Here is an 18,554-nt window from a genome sequence, read left to right as displayed (position 1 = left end):
ACTGGTTGAATACCCATGGCAATAGCTGAGGCGCAACTTCTCTTTGGGCCACCCTCCGTCTAAGTAGGAGGCGCCCTTATGCGACGATTAGTCTTTGCTTTTCTAGTGCTGCTGAGCGCCCTGCCAGCCCGTAGTCAGGTGTTTATGCCGCCCGCCGAGAAGCGGCGCGTAGCCGCTACCCGCACCGAAGCTCCTGTAGTTATCGACGGGCAGCTCTCGGAAGCGGCCTGGAGCACTGCGGCCCCGGCCAGCCGCTTCGTGCAGCGCGACCCTAACCAAGGCGCGCCGGCAAACTTCGACACCGAAGTGCGTCTGCTCTACGATGCCCGCAACCTCTACCTGGCCGCCGTGTGCCGCGACACCATTGGCCGGCGCAACCTCCGGGCCCCGGACATGCGCCGCGACTTCACCCTGCTCGACCACGACTACCTGCTCCTGCTCATCGATGGCTTCCGCGACGAGCGCAACGCAATGGCATTTGCCATCAATCCCTACGGTGCCCAGCGCGACGTGTTGGTGTTCGATGACAAGCTGGCCGATGTGGAGTGGGACGGATTGTGGCAGGTGCGCACCCAGCGCAGCGACTCGGGCTGGGTGGCCGAAGTCGCCATTCCCTGGAAAACCCTGCGCTACGCCGCCAAGCCCGCCGACGGCGAATACACCTGGGGCCTGAACATGGGGCGGCTGCGGCGCGCTTCGTTCGAAAGCTCTTCCTGGGCGCCGGTGCCCCGGGCCCTCACTCCTGCCCGCATGGATTACGCTGGCCTGATTACCGGCCTCACTCCCCCACCGCCCGGCCTCAACGTGCGCGTGCAGCCCTACGCCCTGGTAGCCGCCGAGCAACGCGCCGACGGTTCCCGGCGCACCCGCTTGAAGACGGGCGGCGAGGCAAAGTGGGCTCTCACGCCCAAAACGGTGCTGGACCTGACCGTCAACACGGATTTTGCCCAGGCCGACGTGGACCGCAAAGTCAACAATCTGTCCCGCTTCTCGGTGTTCTTCCCCGAGCGACGCCAGTTCTTTCTGGAGAATGCCAGCCTGTTTTCACCGGGCCTGCTGCCCAAAGGTGGGAGCTTGCGCATTCTGCCTTTTTTCAGCCGGGCTATCGGCCTCAACAATGGTCAACCCCTGCCGCTAGACGGCGGCTTGCGGCTGGTGCACCGCTCCACGGAAAGCAACTTCGGGGGCTTGGCCGTGCGCCAGCGCGCCGCCAATGGTCAGCCGGCCAATATGTACTACGCTGGCCGCTACTCCCACAATATTGGGCGGCAGCACAACGTGGGCGGGCTCCTGACGGTGCGCCAACACATGGCGGGTACGGAGAGTGGCACGCCAGCCTACACCGCCGTAACCGGCGCCGCCGACGGCTTCTTTCGGCTGGGTGCCAAAACCTCGCTGAGCACCATGGCCTCCTTCACGGGCGGCTCCAAAGCCGGGCTCCAGGGTCTGGCGGCTTACTCCGAGTTGCGCTACGAAGCCAACAACTTAGCGGTGTGGTGGTCGGAGGCGGTAATTACCAAGCGGTACTCGCCGGAAATGGGTTTCATATCGCGCCGGGACGTCGTTTCTACCACTCCGGGCTTCTACCTCATTCAGCGCGGCAAGTCCTGGATGCCCCGCTGGCTGCGCAGCTTCGAACCCGGTATTCACAACGAATACTACCACCAGGCCTCGACGGGGCGCTTGCTGGAAAGTAGCAACCGTTTCTTTCTGTTCGATGGCATTTTGGAACGCGGGGGCGACCTGCGCTTCTACGTCAACCGCGTGTACCAGGCCCTCGACGAGCCATTTGAGCCCGTTGGCATCCGCATCGCGCCGGGTCGGTACACCTACTATACGCACAACTTGGTGGCGAACAGCGACGCCTCGCGCCGGCTCTCCTACCAGGCCCAGCTGACCACCGGCGGCTACTACAACGGCCGGCTGCATTCCCTCGCCCTGACCAGCAAATGGGCTCCGAGCCCGCACTTCTTCCTGCTGCCCTCCTACTCGCTGGATGCCTTTCGGCGGGTGGGCACCGAGCAGGTTTCGCGGCGCGTGGCGCTGTACGGCCTGGAAAGTCGGGTGGCTCTCAACCCGCGCGTGCAGCTCTCGGGCTTCTACCAGCGCAACAGCCGCGACGACAGCGAGAACCTCAACCTGCGCTTCGCCTGGGAATACCAGCCCTTGTCCTTCCTCTTCCTCGTGTTCAACCAGCAAGACTACGCCGGCCCCACCGTGAGGGAGCAAGTCACGGAGCGTGGCCTGATTGGCAAAGTCTCCTTTCTCAAACAGTTTTAACCCGCTGCCATGCGCTTCTTCTCCCTCTGCTTTGGCCTACTGCTGGCGCTGCTACCGGCCGCCCCGCTCCGCGCCCAGCAACCAGTTCCGCCCGCCGACGAATACCTGATTCGAGCCGCCGTCACCATCTACGTCGCCGCCTGGACGGCGGCTGATACCAGCAAAATGGTTTCCATTCTGTTGCCCGGCAGCCGCTTTACGCAGGTGACGCCCGGCCAAACCCGGCAGCTCAACCGCCGGGAATATCTGCGCGAACTTCAGCCGCTGGTGAGCCGCCTTACCGTGGACCAGGTGGTGCAGATTTTCTGTACCGACAACATTGCCAGCGCCGTGCTGCAAGTGGACAGTGGCCCGCTTCGCTACACAAGCTTGCTGCATTTGCGCAAGCAAAACGGCCGTTGGCTTATCGCGGAAGTTGTAACCGAGCGGGAGATTCTGCCGGAACAGCCCCGTAGCCTGCGCCAAGACAAATACACCCATTGATATCAACAGCCCACTTTTCCCTGACTTTTTACCAACTCTCGCTACCATGTTTCTTGCTCGTTCCCTGGCTGCGGCCACTACGCTTTTTATCGCGCTAACCTCTGCCGCGCACGCTCAGGCGTCCGCACCTGCCGCCAACGAAGAGGCTGCCATTCGGGCTGTTGTCAACACCTATTTCGACGGGTGGGCCATTGGTGATACGGCCAAGGTTTCGTCGGCTATGCACGCCTCCTGTCATTTGAAACTCGTCAACAAAGGCGAGTTCGTGGACCTCAACAAGCGCGCCTACCTCGGCGGCTTCAAGCCTAAGCCCAAGGGCGACACCCAAGGCCGCATCCTGACCATGCACCAAACCGGCCACGCGGCCAGTGTAGCCGCGCAAATCACCAGCGGCCCCAACCGATTCACCGACTACTTTAATCTACTCAAAATCAACGGCCGCTGGTACATCACCGACAAAGTATCCATCCGGCAAGATCTGTGATTCGGTTATCGGTACTATCTGTCCTACTGACGCCAAGAAGCATCGGAGTTGTTTCGTTGCAATGGAGCTATTCGCTTCCCTGGCGAGACACCCCGCTCTATTCGCCGATGCTTCCTGGCGTCCGGGCAGTATAACAACTGGGCAGTGCGGAGCGGCTTGGTATAACAGCGGCAACTTCCAACAATATTTCTTGTCTGTTCGGCTTACTTCCACGCTTTTGGTTTCAGTCGAATAAAGCTCGGCTACGTACTTCAGGCGTCAGAACTTTCTCTCCGGGCCGTGTATGTGGTGGATTTTTTCGTTGCTGGCCGCGTTATCGGCAGCCATAGTCATTACGCTCTCCAAGGTGGGCGTGAAGAACATAGAATCAAGCGTGGCTTTTGCCATCCAGTCGGTGCTGATTGTGGCGGTGGCGTGGAGCGTGGTGGCCTGGCAGGGCCACTTGCCCCAGGTAGCAGAAATTGACCGGCGCACGTGGCTGTTTCTCATTGCGGCCGGCATCATCACCTGCCTTTCGTCGCTGTTTTCCTTTCAGGCCCTCAAGCTCGGTCAAGCTTCCCGCACTTCGTCGTTCGACAAAATCTCGCTGGTGTTTTCCATCCTGCTGGCCGTTGTTTTCCTCAAGGAGAAAGTCACCTGGCAAGTAATTCTGGGCGCGGCTATGATGGCCGGCGGCGCCCTACTCATCGCCTTTACCCGCCCCGCGGAGTAAAGCAAATGTTGCTTGCGAAGCCGCTGTCATTGCGAGCAGCGCGAAGCAATCCTTCCTGTAAAAGCTGTGAACCTAATAAACCGACAAGCTCATAGCAGTGGTCTGCTCACTTAGACGCACAAGTGGCGCGAGGAATCGGGGTTGTTCCGTGGTCAGCACCCAGCTTCCTCGCGCTACTCGGCATGACACTCATACACGGCTTGAGAACCATCTCAACAGCAAGGGGGTATCTTACAAGTGACGTTTTGAGCAGGTGGAGGAAGGATTGCTTCGTGCTGCTCGCAATGACACTCTTTGCTGTGGCGCTATTCCACTACCAGCACCACTTTCCCCGCGCCGCTTTCCTTTTCACTGTACCGATGCGCTTCGGTGATGTCCCGGAGAGGGAAGGTTTTGGCGATGATGGGCCGAATGGTGCCCGCTTGCAGCCAAGCCGAAAGCAACGCCAAATCGGGGCCGCTTTGCCGGGTCATGAACATGTGCTGGCTTTTATCGGACAGCGCCGCTACTACGGTGCCCACCACTAAGCCGACCGGATCGGGGGTGGTGCTCACGTAGCGGCCGTTGCGACGCAGGGCGGCTTTGCTGGCTAGGAAGCTGCTCTTGCCGGCCGCGTCGAAGATGATGTCGTAGCGGCTGCGCTCCTGCGTGAAGTCGTGTTCTTCGCGGCTCAGTACCCGGTCGGCGCCGAGGGTGCGCACCAGCTCCACGTTGGCCGGGCCACACACGCCGGTCACTTCGCCGGCTCCCAGCGCGTGGGCCAGTTGCACGGCAAATGAGCCGACCCCGCCGGAAGCGCCGTTCACCAGCACCCGGTCGCCGGAAAGCAGCTGGCCGTGGGTCTGTAAGCCTTGCAGAGCGGTGAGGGCCGCCAGCGGTACGGCCGCCGCCTGCTCGAAATTCAGGAGTTCGGGGATGAAAGCGGCGTTGGCTTCGGTCAGCAGCGCGTACTCGGCGTTGGCTCCGCCTACGCCGTCGCTAGGCATGCCGTACACCCGGTCGCCGACGCGGAAGCGCGTCACGTTATCGCCGATGGCGGCTACTTCGCCGGCCACGTCGCGGCCCGGAATCTTGGGGAATTTCTGGCCCGTGAGCAGCTTCAAGTCGCCGCGGCGCACTTTCCAGTCCACGGGGTTGATGCTGCTGGCCCGCACGCGCACTAAAATCTGGTGGGCGCCGGGCGTGGGAGTGGGCTGCTCGCCGTAGCGAAGCACATCGGCGGAGCCGTACTGGTTGAAATAAGCCGCTTGCATAGACAAATGGAATGTTGAGGTTACCGAAAGCCTACGCAAGAAGGCGGCTGGCAGGTTCGGGCGTAGCTGATGTGCTGGCTTCTGCGTATGTTGGTAGCGGATATTCCCTTGCCCCTTTGCCGCGCCCCCGTGACGCCGACTTTGCAACCCGACCTGTGGGAAAAAATCCGCCGCTTCGAGCTGGACGACCCAGCCGTGGCCTTTTCCTTCACCGACCGCCTGGCCCGCGAGAACGGCTGGCCGCTGGAATACGCGCTGCGGGCGGGGCTGGAATACAAGAAGTTCATGTTTCTGCTCTGCCTGACGGAGCACCCGCTCACGCCCTCCGACCAAGTAGACCAGGTCTGGCACCTGCACTTGCTCTACACCCGCTCCTACTGGCTGGATTTCTGCCGCCAAGTGCTAGGCCGCGACATTCACCACGGCCCCACTAAAGGTGGCGAAGCCGAGCGGGGCAAATTCAACGACTGGTACGGCCGCACCAAAACGCTCTATCAAGAAGTGTTTGGCGCCGCGCCGCCCCCGGATATTTGGCCCGACAACGAGACGCGGTTTCGGGACGTGAACTTTCGCCGCGTCAACCTGAGTGCTTTCTGGCTGCTTCCCAAACTTCGATTTCGTCGCAAAACATGACCAGCCTCCTTTCGTACTCGCCCGCCGAGCTGCTCCTGGTGCTCCACGAGCGCCACTCGCCCGGCCTGCGCCAACTGCTGCGCGTCACGTTCCTGGATTTGCTGCGCCAGCAAGTGCTGGTCGTGGTGGAGGAACAGATGCCGCAAAGCTCCCTCAAAGACCCCGACCAGCGGCCACAGTACGTGGCAGGTGGCCCGGCGCTACAGACGCACGTAGAGCTACCGCACGAGAAGCCATTACTTGATGCCTTCCGGCCCGATGGGCAGCTGCGCGTTTCGTTCTGGCTGTACGTGCGCATGATTTTCAAGAAGGCCGGCACCGCCTCGGCTTATTACCGACTTATTGAAGCCAATGAGCGGACCGCGCAGCTATTTTCCCGGCACTGGTTCCGACGCCTTATAGGCTCTCGGGCGCTGACTTGGGAAGGCGCGCAACGAGGCCAAGAAATCCAGAACGAGTTAGACCGCCTCAACACCGACTTCTTAACCCGCATGGGCCGCAACCCGGCCGAGGCGCACCAGTTCGCGTTACAGCTCGGCGCTGCCGTGTTCCTACTGCCGGCCTTTACTTCCGAAGTAGCGCAGCACTTGGAGCAAAAGTTGCAACGCATTCCCGACCCTTACCACACCACCAACAGCGACCGTGGCGGCGACGGTGGCAGCGCCGGTAGTGACAGCGACTCTACCTGGCTCACGCACGGCGACACATTCAACAGCCACAGCACCAGCCACGGCCACCACAGTGACAGCAGCGACGGTTCGAGCGGCGGCGATGCCGACGGAGGTAATGACTCCGGCTGCGGCGGCGACTCGGGTTGCGGTGGCGACTCCGGTTGTTCCGGCTGCGGTGGTTGCGGTGGCGGCGACTAAGCCGACCAGCCTAAAGGCACAAAAAACCGCCGGGCCTTGAGCTGCAGCGGTTTTTTGTGCCTTTAGGCTGGTCGGCTAATGCCCGATTTTGCCTAGGTGGTATTCATTGGTTTTTGGCGTGGCTTACGCTTCAGTACCGTAGATATTTTCGAAGTCTTCCAGCGGTTGGGTTTCCACTTTCAGATCGTGGAGAATGCCTTCACTTAGGTCGTACACCAATCCGTGCAGTTGGGGCGGGTTGGGCTGCCGCATGGCGTTCTGGATGATGTTGGTTTTAGCCAGATTGCGCACTTGCTCAATCACGTTCAGCTCCACGAGGCGGCGCAGGCGTTGCTCCTTATCCTCGATGGCGCTCAGCTCGTCGTCGTAGAGGCGCACCACGTCGCGGATGTTGGTGAGCCAGTTGTCGATAAGACCATGTTGCTTGTTGGAAGCCGCCGCCGCTACGCCGCCGCAGCCATAGTGGCCCACCACCAGTATCACCTCCACTTTCAACACCTCCACGGCGTACTGCACCACCGACAGCAAATTGAGGTCGGTGTTTACTACTTGGTTGGCGATGTTGCGGTGCGTGAACATCTCGCCCGGCTCGGTGCCAGTGATGGCGCTGCCCGGCACGCGCGAATCAGAACAGCCGATGTACAAGTACCGTGGTTTCTGTTCGCGGGCTAAGCGTTTGAAAAACTCGGGGTCTTCGGCCGTTTTAGCTTCCACCCACCGGCGGTTGCCTTCTAGAATGTGCTCCATGAAGAGTTAATTGGTTTGATGCGGAATGACTGCTAATTAAAGATTTGATGCTTAACAAGCCTTTTGGCAGTCATTTGGTTATTCGGTTCATCAGCTGGTCTGTACTTCTGCCTCCGAAATTATGTGCGGCATTGTTGGCGGTTAAGCATCCCTGCTTACGATGAAGAGAAGATAGGAGCGCCCACAATCTGCCGGTCAGGAAGCCGCTTAGCGTCGCAGCTATAATGGTCGGCCAGGCACTAGTGGCCCATTACGTCCACTTGCGGAATGCCCCGTAGCTCCAGCCGCAGCCCCCGCTCTTCAGCCGACTGGCGGAAGTTCTCAATAGCTTCGAGCACGTCGTAATCTATCATCTCCGACTCCGTACCGTCGAGGATAACATGGCTACCCGGACCAAACTGCTCCAGCATCCGCACGATGCTGGCCTTATTGAGGAAGGAAACGTGCTCACTCAACTTCAGATGATACACACCCGCGGCTTGCAGCTCGGGGGTTTGGCGCAGAAAATAAGCCGATTCGTAGTGGGTTTTCAGGATGTAGAAGATGCCCACCACAAGCCCAATGGTAACGCCCTTGAGCAAGTCGGTGAGCAGCACGGCTACTATCGTAACGATGAAAGGCAGGAACTGCTGCCAGCCTAGTTTCCACTGGGTGCGGTAGAGAGCGGGCTTGGTGAGTTTGTAGCCCACCAGCAGCAACACCGCCGCCAGTGCCGACAGCGGAATCCGATTCAGGATGGATTCCAGAAACAGCAAGCTAATAAGCAGCAGCAGCCCGTGGAAAAAGGTTGACATGCGAGTTTGGCCGCCCGCGTTGATGTTGGCGGAGCTACGCACGATAACGGCCGTCATGGGCAAACCGCCGAGCAGGCCGCTCACCATATTGCCCGCACCTTGCGCCATCAGTTCCCGGTTGGTGGGCGTGGTGCGTTTGTGCGGGTCGAGCTTGTCCACGGCTTCCACGCTCAGCAGGCTTTCCAGCGAGGCCACAATGGCAATGGTGAAGGCCACGGTGTAGGTAGAGACTCTGCTGAACGCCGCCCAGTCGGGGTGGGTGAATACGCCGATAAAATCAGTGAAAGAGGTGATGTTGGGCAGTTGCACCAGGTGTTCGGGGCGCACGCGCAGCACCGGAATAGAAACGTTGAACAAAGCACTCAGGCCAATGGAAAGCACTACCACCACCAGCGCCCCGGGCACCAAAGCCAGCACGGCAAAGCGTTTCGCCAGTACTTTTTCCCAGAGCAGCAGCACGCCCAGCGAGACCATCCCAATGAGCGTAGAGCCCCAGCCGAAGGAGCGCAGCGCACCGGCTACTGCTGAGAACGTGTTCTGCCCATCGAACTGCAAGAAGGTCATGTCCTCGAAGTAATCCGTATCGGCACCGAGCAAGTGAGGAATCTGCTTTAGAATCAGGATTAGGCCGATGGCGGCCAGCATGCCCCGAATAACGGAGGTGGGGAAGTACAGCCCGATAATGCCGGCCCGCAGCAGCCCCATCACAATTTGTAGGGCGCCCGCAACGACGGTGGCAGCCAGAAAGGCTTCGAAGGAGCCCAGCGTTTGCAGAGCCGACAACACAATGGCAGTAAGACCAGCGGCGGGCCCACTCACGCTCAGTTGCGAGCCGCTCAGCCAGGATACCAGCACGCCCCCCACAACGCCGGTAATAATACCGGCCAGCAGCGGCGCGCCCGAAGCCAGCGAAATGCCCAGGCAAAGTGGCAGCGCGACTAGAAATACAACCAGACCTGCGGGCAAGTCTTTGCCCAGCGAGCTAAAGGGCCCTCCGGTAAAAGCAGGAGCAACAGAAGCCGTCTTTTGAGTAGAGGGCGAAGCTATTTTTGGCATCAGGCAGACAAGTGAAATAACTCAGCTAGCAGGGCGCAGATAGGCACGACTAGGTGATTAGCATACAAGTCTACGAGGCAGTAATTAAGACTCGGTTAAAAGGAAGTTAAAAGGGAATTAAATAAAGAAAAGCCTTCAGACACAACCTATATAGCTCAAATTTGGGCTTTCCGCCAGCCAGCAAAAGATATTCGCTTGATTGAGCCGCTCTGGCAATTGGGCGAGTCATTAATATGGAAGCGGCGGCAGATTAAAGTTGCACTAACCGTGCCCGGTGGCTCCTATCAGAATTAATACCACCTGACGCTACCCCAGCGCCGGCCATTCCAGCCACACCTGGGTGCCTTGGCCTAGCTCACTTTCCACCCGCACAGTCCCGCTATGCAGCGCCATGATTTTAGAGGTGAGCGGCAGCCCAATGCCGTGGCCGGGTACCGTTCGAATAGCCTCGGCCCGGAAGAAGGGCACGAATACCTGCTGACGGTCGGCCTCGCTCATGCCCACGCCTTGGTCGCGCACTTCCAGCACCACCCGCGAGGCCGTGGTAGTAAGGCTAGCGACGATGGGCGCGGTGGAATCTTTGGAGAATTTACAGGCATTTTCCAGCACGTTTAGCAGGGCCGAAAGCAGCAGCGCTTCGTTGCCACGAACAGCAAAAGGCTGGTGTACCACGCTGGGCACATCACCAAACTCCAAATCGACGCGGCAGGTGGGGTTGCGGCGCTGCACCTCCTCGTGGGCCTGAAGCAGCAGCTCGTCGAGACGGAGTACGGTGAGCGGTACTTGAGAAGGGTCGTCGGAGGCGCGGGCTATTTGGAGCAGACCGTTGGTGAGGTCCTTAAGCAGGCGGGCGGCGTCGAGGGTGCTTTGCAGCACCCGTCGGTACTCCTGCGGGCTGCGCTCCTGCTGCAACAAGGCTACTTCTAACTCCCCAATGAGCACCGTAAGCGGCGTGCGTAGCTCGTGCGAGGCGTCGCGCACGAAGGTGCGTTGGCCGGCGAAGGCAGTTTCGAGCCGGTCGAGGAGTTGGTTGAAGCGTTGGGCCAGGTGGGCTATTTCGTCGTAGCCATCGGCCTGCGAGAGGCGCTGGTGCAGGTCCGAGACGGTGATGCTGTCTACCTCGCGCACTATTTTCTGCAGGGGCCGCAACGCCAGCCCCGCGAAAAACCAGCCCCCAATGCTCACGATGATGAAGGAAGCCAGCAAGCCCCCGGCCAGGATGTTGCGTAGGCTGTGCAGTTTGTCGCGGCTGTCCGTATCCAAGGACGAGGCCACCACCACGAAGTCGCCCCGGTCTACGTCGCGATAAAGCAGCCCCACTGTCTGCCGGAAGTGTTGGCGCAGCTGCACCTGGCGGCCTTCCTGGCGCACGGCGACCAGCAATTCTTTAGGCACGGGCACCTCAGAAGGCTGGCCTTCCTGAAACACTACGCGGTTGGCGGCATCATAGACCCGCACTTCTTCTTCGGGGAGCGTGCGGTAGAACTGGCGTAAATAGCGCCGGTACGAGGCTCGGCTTTCCTCGTTGGCGCGGCCAGTGCCATCAAGGTATACGTGGGCCACGATGCGCGCCCGCGCAAACAGGTTTTCCGTGAACGACTCCTGCCGGGCCTGGAAGGTGAAGAAGTAAATCACCAACGAAAACAGCAGCAGCGTAAAGGCCAGAATAGCCGCAAACTGCAACGCAAGCCGAAGGCGAATGGTCATGTTGATGATGTGCTGATTAGGTGATGTGCTGATGTGCTGATTCTTTGATGTGCTGATGGGTTAATATGATGATTGATCTTTGAGGATAGGTGTTCTGGGGTTGGTTCTTTGATTGTGAGCTTTTAAAGTTGGGGGTGTTGGCTCTTCGTGGAGGAGATTATGCTGGAGAGGACTTTGCGGATGCTCAGGAGGCGGGTTTGTAGGTCGGTGGTGGCGGGGTAGGATTTGCCGTGTTGGCAGAGTAGCAGCCAATAGTCGGTTTCTTCGGCTTCCTTGGCGGCTACCTTGAGCTTATGAACAAAGTCGGCGCGGCTTTCGGCGCTTTGCGCCTCTCGCACACTAGCTCCAATAGACGTGCCGCTCTTCATCAATTGATTGGCTATCACATAGCGCCGGGTTGCCTCCAGCTCCTCCGTGTACTCCACTATCAGCAACGCAAACTCCAGCGTCAGCCGCACAATCAAATTATCCTCAAGCGGCTTTCCCATACGAATAGTGAATTCAATAAATCAACGAAAATAAAACCTTCCCCTTCCTCAAACGCAGAAAGAACAATCATCAATTCATCATTCGATCCATCACGCAAACCCATACAGCGCCAACGGCGCACCCGAAAAGAACAACAATCAGCACATCAGCACATCAAAAAATCAGCACATCAACCTACTCTTCCTTCATCACGTAGCCCATGCCCACGAGCGTGTGAATGAGCTTGGGGCTGAAGTCTTTGTCGATTTTCTTGCGCAGAAAGTTGATGTACACGTCGATGACGTTGGAGCCGGTGTCGAAGCTGGTTTCCCAGACGTGCTCCAGAATATCGACGCGGGAAATGACGCGGCCTTTGTGGCGGAGCAGGTATTCGAGCAAGGAAAACTCGCGGGCCGTAAGCTGAATGGGCTGCCCGGCGCGCTGCACCAGCTTGCTGCTAGGGTCGAGGGTGAGGTCGGCGAGTTGCAGAACGGGGCTGGAAGCGGCGGCTTCGGGGCGGCGGCGCACCAAGGCCCGCAACCGCGCCAGCAGCTCCTGAAACGCAAACGGCTTAACCAGATAATCGTCGGCACCGGCGTCGAGGCCGCGGATTTTGTCGTCGGTTTCGCCCAGCGCCGTCAGCATCAGAATGGGCACGGCGGGGTTGTGGGCGCGCACCTGCCGGCACACTTCCAGCCCGCTCAGGCCGGGCAGTAGGTTGTCGAGAATGATGAGGTCGTGCTGCCCGGCCAGGGCCATTCGCAGGCCGGTGGGCCCGTCGGTGGCTACTTCTACGATGTGCTGTTGCTCGGTCAGGCCTTTGTGCAGAAACGCAGCCACTTTGGGCTCATCTTCGACCAGCAGAATTTTCATGTGGCAGCGAATTAGAAACAAAAAAACAAGGCTACCTAAGCAGCAAACGCGCCGAAGGTACTGGGTTTCCGCCGGGCTGACAGTGCTTGCTTTCTCGCAAACCGCCTGTCCAACTCTGTTCACGTGGTTTTCCTCATCACCCTGACAGTCGTTTTCAATCATGGTGTAGCGCATCAAGCCAATAACGAGGCATTTGGGTTAGTCTCCTGCGTGGACCCTCAGATTCCGCACGCTGCTCGGAATGACATCGGTGCATCAGCCACAGATTCACCGTGAATATCCGACGCCTCACGTGAGTTTGTCCCCACTTCACCTTTCTTTTCTGGCGCCCAATAGCCCGTAGCGCGTGCTTCGCGGAGAATTTCTACTCTGCCTGGCTATGTTTTACCTCGTCCGCCTATTGTGCCGTCCGGCGGTTGTGCTGCTTGCCGCCCTGAGTGTTGCCAGCTCCGAAGCCGCCGCCCAGAGTTCCTTGCTTGCCACGCCTTCATCATCGGTGCTTGATGGCTATGTGGCGCAAGGCCTGCAAAGCAACCTGGCCCTGCAACAGCGCCGCGCCAGCCGCGACAAAGCCGAAGCCGCTTTGCGCATCGCACGGGCCCTCTTCTACCCCACCCTCGACTTCAACGCCCGCTACAGCGTGGCCGACGGGGGCCGCAACATCGAAGTGCCCGTCGGCGACCTGCTCAACAGCACCTACGCCACGCTCAACCAGCTAACCAACTCCGAAAACTTTCCGCAGCTTCAGAACCAGAGCACGCCTTTTCTGCGGCCGCACGAACACGAAACCAAGCTGCGCCTCTCGGTGCCGGTGTACCAGCCGGCGTTGCGCTTCAACCACGCCATCAGCCGTGAGCAGGCGCAAGTGGAAGCCCTGGACGTGCAGCGCTACCGCCGCGAGTTGGTGAAGGAAATCAAGGTTGCGTACTTCAACTACCTGGCTGCCCAGCGCGTGATTGCGCTGTATGAGCGAACCCAAAAGCTAGTGGAGCGCAACAAGCGCGTGAATGAGAAGCTGGTGGAAAACCAGCGGGCCACTCCCGACGTGCTGTACCGCTCCCGCGCTGAAGTAAGCGCCGTGCAGCAGCAGTTGGCGGAGGCCCGCAAAAACGAGCAGGTAGCCCGCGCCTACTTCAACTTCCTGCTCAACCAGCCCCAGGAGCAGCCCATCCAGGCCCTGCCCGACTCGGTGCTGAGTTTGCCGGAACCGCTGCCGCTCACGGCCCTGAACGAAGCCGCTGGGGCGGGCCGCGAAGAGGTGCAGCAGCAACAAAAGGCCGTGGACATTGCGCAGCTTGGTTTGGACCTGGCTCGCTCCCGCTACCAGCCTACCGTATCGGGCCTCGTGGACCACGGCTACCAGGGCCCGACCTACGATTTCAGCAGCGGCGACGGTAACCGATTTACGCAGGCCTCGCTGGTGCTGAACTGGACCTTGTTTGGGGGCCTGCAAAACCGCGCCCAAACCGACCGGGCCCGCGCCGAGCAGCGCCAGCAAGCCGCGCGGCTGCAAGAAGTTCAGTCGCAGATTGGCCTGGAAGTACGGCAGGATTATTACGAGCTGCTAGCCGCCCGGGCCCAGGTAGAAGCTGCTGAAGACCGGCTACGTAGCGCCAACCAAGCTTTTCGGCTGGTGAGCCGCCAGTACGAGGAAGGTCTCACGCCGCTGGTGCAGTTCATCGACGCGCGCACCACCTTCACCAACGCCGAGCTGAACGTCATCCTCACCAAGTACGCCTACCTCAGCCAGCTCGCCAACACCGAGCGCAGCGCCGCCACCTATCCGCTAGAATGACCTCATCCGGCCCTCTCCTATGGAGAATCGAGCCTAATGTCAGCATCCATCTTGGCTTCAGTTCTAAACCGACTTTTTTAACCAACCCGGCACCTCCCACTTTGGTCGTCAGGCTCCCCCTCTCTGAAGGAGAGGGGGCTGGGGGGTGAGGTTCCACACGCTTATGCCACGCTACATCCTACTCCTGCTGCCCGTCGCGGCCACTGTGCTCAGTCTGAGCGGCTGCGGGGCCAAAGCCAAAGAAACCAATGCTGCTGCTACGGCGGCAGCCAGCGCGGACCTCATTCCGGTGCAAACCGTGCCGCTTACGGCCCGGCCGCTGGTGGAAGGCATCCGGGCCAGTGGCCGCCTCACTTCCGCCACCGAGCTGCGTTTGGGCTTCAAGGTGGGCGGTGTGGTAGCGGCCCTCACAGCGAAGGAAGGCGACGTGGTGCGGCGCGGACAGGTGTTGGCCCGCCTCAATCAGGCCGAAATTGAAGCCCAGGTAGCCCAGGCCCGCCAAAGCTACGACCGGGCCCAGCGCGACCTCCAGCGCAGCCAGAATCTGTACCGCGACTCCGTAACCACGCTGGAGCAGGTGCAAAATGCCCGCACCGGCGCCGAAACCAGCCGCGCGGCCCTGCGCATCGCCGAATTCAACCAACAATACGCCACTATTGTGGCGCCGGTGAGTGGCCGCGTGCTGCAACGCACAGCCGAACCCGGCGAGCTGGTCGCGGCTAACGTGCCCATCTTCGTGCTCAGCTCCGCCGACGCCGCCTGGGTGGTGCGCGTGGGCCTAACCGACCGCGATGTGGTGCGCGTGCATTCCGGCGACGCCGCGCAGGTCCACCTCGACGCCTATCCAGAACGGGATTTTGCGGGCCGCATCACGCGCATCGCGCAAACCAGCGACCCGGCAAGCGGCACTTATGAGGTAGAAATTACGGTGCAGCCAGCCGGACAGCGGCTCGTTTCGGGCTTGGTAGGACAGGTGGATATCACGCCCCGGAACGCGGCCGCAGTGCCCACTGTGCCGGTGGAGGCGCTGGTGAGCGCCGACGGGGAGCGCGGCTATATCTACACGCTGAGCGGCCGCGGACCGGGGGTGCAGCGGCACGCCGTGCGGGTACTGCGTCTGCTAGCGGGAGGGCAGGCGGCCATTCGGGCCGACGACCTGACGCTGGGCACGCCCATCATCAGCAAAGGCGCTGCCTACCTCACGTCCACTTCGCGGGTGACGATAACGGCGCGCTAACGCTTTTTCTCACGATAATCTACCAATACCGTGCGTATAGCCGCTTTTTCCGTCAAGAACTACCAGTTTATGCTGGTGGTGTTTCTACTGGCGCTGGGCCTGGGCCTGAACGCGCTGCTGACCATGCCCCGCGCTGAGGACCCCTCCACTAGCTCGCCCACTTTCTCGGTGATTGCGGTGTACCCCGGCACCAACCCCACCGACATGGAGGACCTGGTGGTGAAGCCGTTGGAAGAAAGCCTCAACGCCCTCGACAACGTCAAGAAAATCGTGACCACGATAGACGACGGGCTGGCTGTGCTGCGCATCGAATTCGTGTACAGCGAAGACGTGGACGACAAATACGCCGAGGTGCTACGCGAAATCAGCAACCTACGCCCCCAGCTGCCCGCCGACCTGGCCAGCCTGGAAGTGCAGAAGTTCACGCCTTCTGATGTGAATGTGCTGCAAGTGGCGCTGCTTTCCGAAACGCTGCCGTACAGCGCCTTGCAGCAACAGGCCGAGGAACTGCAGGACCGGTTGCAAAAGATCAAGGCCATCAAGAAGGTGGAAACCTGGGCCTACCCGCAGCGGCAGGTGCGCGTGAGCCTCAACTTGGAGAAAATGGCTCGCTTGGGGTTGGGGCTGAACCGTGTACTAGGCGCCATCCAGAGCGAAAACGTGAACATTCCGGGCGGCAGCATCGAGGCCGGCGACAAGAAGTTCAACATCAAAACCAGTGGCCGCTATGCCGATCTGAGCGAAATTCAGAATACGGTGGTGCAGGCCACGCCGCAGAGCGTGGTCTACCTCAAGGACGTGGCCGATGTCAGCTTCAACTACGAAGAGGAAAACTACCTGGGCCGGCTCAATGGCAAGCGGGCCGTATTCGTGACGGCGGCCCTCAAGGACAAGCAGAACATCATTGCCGTGCGCGACAAGATGACGCCCATCCTGGCGCAGTTTCAGAAAGATCTGCCGAAAGACATTACCTACGTCAAGAGCTTCGACCAGGCCGACAACGTGGGCAAGCGCCTTTCGGGCTTCTCGCGCGACTTCGCCATTGCCATTTTCCTGGTGCTACTCACGCTGCTGCCGCTGGGCTGGCGGGCCTCGGTGGTGGTCATGATTTCGATTCCGCTGTGCCTGGCCATTGGGCTGGCGCTTCTGAGTTTGCTGGGCTTCACTATCAACCAGCTCAGCATTGTGGGGCTGGTGGTGGCACTGGGCCTGCTCGTGGATGACAGCATTGTGGTGGTGGAAAACATTGAACGGTACTTGCGCGAGGGCTACGGCCGGGTGGAAGCCGCCATCAAAGCCACCGAGCAAATCAGCCTAGCGGTGGTGGGCTGCACGGCAGTGCTCATTTTCGCCTTCCTGCCACTGGTATTTCTACCTGAAGGCGCCGGCGACTTCATCCGCTCCTTGCCCATGGCCGTGATTACCACGGTGCTGGCTTCGCTGTTCGTGGCGCTGACCATCGTGCCGTTTCTATCGAGCCGGCTTTTATCGGCGCACGAGCACGCGGAGGGCAACTTTTTCCTGCGCGGACTGAACCGGCTGCTCACTGTTACTTACAAGCCCCTGCTCGACCGCGCCTTGCACCGGCCCTACGTGGCGCTGGCCATTGCGGCGGCCATTTTCGCGGGTTCCTTGGCCTTGATCCCGCGGGTGGGATTCAGCGTGTTTCCGCGCTCCGAGAAGCCGATGTTCCTCGTCAATATTGAAACGCCGTTGGGCACCAGTCTCTACGAAACCAACCGCGTGGCGCAGTTCGTGGAAGCGGAGCTGGCGAAACACGAGCACATCCGCAACTACGCTACTAACGTGGGCCGTGGCAACCCGCGCATCTACTACAACGTGGTGCAGCGCAACAACGCCGCCAACTATGCCGAGGTGTTCGTGCAGACGCAGCCGCTCGAAGTCAAGGAGATAGAAACCCTGGTTTCCGAGCTGCGGAGCAAGTTTACAGGCGTGCCGGGCGCCAAAATCGAGGTGAAGCAGTTCGAGCAGGGTCCGCCGGTGGAGGCGCCCATCGCCATCCGCGTCTTCGGCGACAACCTCGACTCGTTGCGTAACCTGGCCTTCCGAGTAGAGGCGTTGCTGGCCCGCACCGAAGGCACGGTGTACGTCAACAACCCGCTCACCACGCTCGGCACCAACCTCAAAGTCACTGTCAACAAGGACAAAGCGGGCCTGCTGGGCATCCCCACCAGCGAAATAGACCGCACCGTGCGCCTGGGCGTGGCGGGCCTCAACGTGGGCACGTTCCAGATTGACGGCGACGACAACGACTACAACATCAACGTGAGCCTCCCGCGCGGGCAGCGCCAAACCCTGGCGGCTTTCGACAGACTCTACGTGACCAGCAACACCGGCACGCTCGTGCCCCTGCGCCAGCTCGCCGACGTGCGTTTCGAAGCCAGCCCCACCAGCGTGCGGCACTACGACAAAGACCGTTTCGTGACCGTGACGGCCTTCGTGAAGCCGGGCTTCCTGACCAACAACGTGTACGAGAAGGTGATTCAGCAGCTTGACGCATTCAAGTTTCCGGCTGGTTACCGCTACGTAGCGGCGGGCGAGAAAGAAGCCGCGCAGGACTCGTTTGGCGGGCTGGGCACCATCATTATCATCACCGTTTTCGGCATCATGGCGGTGCTCATTCTGGAGTTTCGCACCTTCAAAAGCACGCTCATTGTGCTGTCGGTGATTCCGCTGGGCGTAATTGGAGCGGTGCTGGCGCTGCTCTTTACCGGCAATTCCTTTTCGTTCGTGGCCATCATCGGACTCATTGCCTTGATTGGGATTGAGGTGAAGAACTCTATTCTGCTGGTTGATTTCACGAACCAGCTGCGCGTGCAGGGTATGCCGCTGGAACAGGCCATTGAGGAAGCGGGACAGGTGCGCTTCATCCCGATTCTGCTCACCACGCTCACGGCCATCGGCGGGCTGCTGCCGCTGGTGCTCGAAAACAATCCGCTCTACTCGCCGCTGGCCTGGGTGCTCATCGGCGGCCTGATTTCGTCGTTGCTGCTTACCCGCATTGTGACGCCGGTGCTCTACAAGCTGCTGCCGCCCGCGCTGCCGGAGCTGCAAGAAGCGGCGGTGGCAGCCGAAAAAGCCGTGTTGGTGTAACATTGCTATCCAGAAACCCAGTTGCCCGTGGCACGGACTTCAGTCCGTA

General features: G+C 60.2%; 15 protein-coding genes. 9 read left to right on the top strand and 6 right to left on the bottom strand.

Features of this window, described 5'->3' with window-relative positions:
* Positions 1–78: 78 nt before the first annotated feature.
* The 4 genes from ACYSMN_RS17610 (at position 79) to ACYSMN_RS17595 (ending at position 3,959) form a co-directional block, all read left to right on the top strand.
* Positions 79–2,280, top strand: a complete 2,202-nt coding sequence (locus tag ACYSMN_RS17610; protein ID WP_488925229.1) for a carbohydrate binding family 9 domain-containing protein — start codon at positions 79–81, stop codon at positions 2,278–2,280.
* A gap of 9 nt (positions 2,281–2,289) precedes the next feature.
* On the top strand, positions 2,290–2,763 hold the full coding sequence (locus ACYSMN_RS17605; protein WP_488925228.1) for a nuclear transport factor 2 family protein: 474 nt from the start codon (positions 2,290–2,292) through the stop codon (positions 2,761–2,763).
* 46 nt (positions 2,764–2,809) lie between these two features.
* The gene (locus tag ACYSMN_RS17600; RefSeq protein ID WP_488925227.1) at positions 2,810–3,247 is read left to right on the top strand and encodes a nuclear transport factor 2 family protein; all 438 of its coding nucleotides are present in this window, start codon (positions 2,810–2,812) and stop codon (positions 3,245–3,247) included.
* A 283-nt stretch (positions 3,248–3,530) separates the two neighbouring features.
* A complete protein-coding gene (locus tag ACYSMN_RS17595) occupies positions 3,531–3,959 on the top strand; it encodes an EamA family transporter (RefSeq protein ID WP_488925226.1) in 429 nt (142 codons plus the stop codon).
* A gap of 305 nt (positions 3,960–4,264) precedes the next feature.
* On the opposite strand, the gene ACYSMN_RS17590 is transcribed toward ACYSMN_RS17595, so the two are convergent.
* The gene (locus tag ACYSMN_RS17590) at positions 4,265–5,212 is read right to left on the bottom strand and encodes an NAD(P)-dependent alcohol dehydrogenase (protein ID WP_488925225.1); all 948 of its coding nucleotides are present in this window, start codon (positions 5,210–5,212) and stop codon (positions 4,265–4,267) included.
* Between the two features lie 129 nt (positions 5,213–5,341).
* On the opposite strand from ACYSMN_RS17590, the gene ACYSMN_RS17585 reads away from it, so the two are divergent.
* The gene (locus tag ACYSMN_RS17585) at positions 5,342–5,845 is read left to right on the top strand and encodes a glycine-rich domain-containing protein (protein ID WP_488925224.1); all 504 of its coding nucleotides are present in this window, start codon (positions 5,342–5,344) and stop codon (positions 5,843–5,845) included.
* Positions 5,842–6,714 (top strand): hypothetical protein, encoded by an 873-nt coding sequence (locus ACYSMN_RS17580; protein ID WP_488925223.1) that lies wholly within the window; start codon positions 5,842–5,844, stop codon positions 6,712–6,714. The genes ACYSMN_RS17585 and ACYSMN_RS17580 overlap by 4 nt, the downstream gene beginning before the upstream one ends.
* A 123-nt stretch (positions 6,715–6,837) precedes the next feature.
* On the opposite strand, the gene ACYSMN_RS17575 is transcribed toward ACYSMN_RS17580, so the two are convergent.
* The 5 genes from ACYSMN_RS17575 to ACYSMN_RS17555 form a co-directional block, all read right to left on the bottom strand.
* The gene (locus ACYSMN_RS17575; protein ID WP_488925222.1) at positions 6,838–7,461 is read right to left on the bottom strand and encodes a carbonic anhydrase; all 624 of its coding nucleotides are present in this window, start codon (positions 7,459–7,461) and stop codon (positions 6,838–6,840) included.
* 239 nt (positions 7,462–7,700) lie between these two features.
* On the bottom strand, positions 7,701–9,311 hold the full coding sequence (locus ACYSMN_RS17570; protein ID WP_488925221.1) for a SulP family inorganic anion transporter: 1,611 nt from the start codon (positions 9,309–9,311) through the stop codon (positions 7,701–7,703).
* 306 nt (positions 9,312–9,617) lie between these two features.
* On the bottom strand, positions 9,618–11,018 hold the full coding sequence (locus tag ACYSMN_RS17565; protein WP_488925220.1) for a HAMP domain-containing sensor histidine kinase: 1,401 nt from the start codon (positions 11,016–11,018) through the stop codon (positions 9,618–9,620).
* A gap of 122 nt (positions 11,019–11,140) precedes the next feature.
* Positions 11,141–11,506: a four helix bundle protein gene (locus ACYSMN_RS17560; protein WP_488925219.1), complete on the bottom strand. Its 366-nt coding sequence runs from the start codon at positions 11,504–11,506 to the stop codon at positions 11,141–11,143.
* A 175-nt stretch (positions 11,507–11,681) separates the two neighbouring features.
* Positions 11,682–12,359: a response regulator gene (locus ACYSMN_RS17555; RefSeq protein WP_488925218.1), complete on the bottom strand. Its 678-nt coding sequence runs from the start codon at positions 12,357–12,359 to the stop codon at positions 11,682–11,684.
* A gap of 379 nt (positions 12,360–12,738) precedes the next feature.
* On the opposite strand from ACYSMN_RS17555, the gene ACYSMN_RS17550 reads away from it, so the two are divergent.
* The 3 genes from ACYSMN_RS17550 to ACYSMN_RS17540 all read left to right on the top strand — a co-directional run bounded on the left by ACYSMN_RS17550 (position 12,739) and on the right by ACYSMN_RS17540 (position 18,505).
* Positions 12,739–14,154 (top strand): TolC family protein, encoded by a 1,416-nt coding sequence (locus tag ACYSMN_RS17550; protein ID WP_488925217.1) that lies wholly within the window; start codon positions 12,739–12,741, stop codon positions 14,152–14,154.
* A gap of 163 nt (positions 14,155–14,317) precedes the next feature.
* Positions 14,318–15,391: an efflux RND transporter periplasmic adaptor subunit gene (locus ACYSMN_RS17545; RefSeq protein ID WP_488925216.1), complete on the top strand. Its 1,074-nt coding sequence runs from the start codon at positions 14,318–14,320 to the stop codon at positions 15,389–15,391.
* 30 nt (positions 15,392–15,421) lie between these two features.
* Positions 15,422–18,505, top strand: coding sequence for an efflux RND transporter permease subunit (locus ACYSMN_RS17540; RefSeq protein WP_488925215.1), 3,084 nt, complete (start codon positions 15,422–15,424; stop codon positions 18,503–18,505).
* The last annotated feature ends 49 nt before the right edge of the window (positions 18,506–18,554 follow it).

Source organism: Hymenobacter sp. M1-2 (assembly GCF_057808495.1).
This window is presented reverse-complemented; position numbering and strand designations above follow the sequence as displayed.